General features: G+C 41.8%; 1 pseudogene. It reads left to right on the top strand.

Annotated features, from left to right (window positions below):
- Positions 1-23: 23 nt before the first annotated feature.
- A pseudogene (locus J7439_RS25885) lies at positions 24-612 on the top strand (hypothetical protein); the annotation flags it as partial.

Here is a 612-nt window from a genome sequence, read left to right as displayed (position 1 = left end):
CAGATCCGGGGGGATGCTGACTGATGCCTGTTACTTTTTATTCTTCAGAAGATCCGGGAGCGCCACAATTTGTTTATTCAGGCTCAAACGGCAGCTATAAAATCGGAATTATTGAAATTATGGATTCTATTCTTGTGAATGGCTATAGCGGCAAGACAGGTCTTGGCTGGACAAAAGTAATGACCAGTGCCGTTGCAGGGAGTGATCGCACCGTTTACAGAAACCAGTCAGCTTATGAATCCGATTGTCATTTGCTAGTCGAGAGCAGTCCAACTAATTCAGGCTGTTTTAAAATGCAGATTGCTGATGTTGTTTCATCCACCGAAGATTACTCCGGCTATAGTCAGGTAATTAATGTTTATGTAAACGGCTATAAATGGATGGCTGTTGGCGATGAACGGAGTTTTATTTTCATTGCATACCCATCAACTATTTATAACTATACCAGCAGCAATTTCCACCTTGTTGTGCCTATGTGTATTTACATCGGTGACGTTGACCGCTTAAACAATACGACACATCTTGGTCATGCCTTGGTTACGGATTCGATGTATGCAGGTACTATGGAAAATGTTACAAGCTATAGCAGTCGACCGACTTTTTTCGATAACT

The organism is Salinisphaera sp. G21_0 (assembly GCF_017744115.1).
Classification (GTDB): domain Bacteria; phylum Pseudomonadota; class Gammaproteobacteria; order Pseudomonadales; family Endozoicomonadaceae; genus Endozoicomonas.
This window is presented reverse-complemented; position numbering and strand designations above follow the sequence as displayed.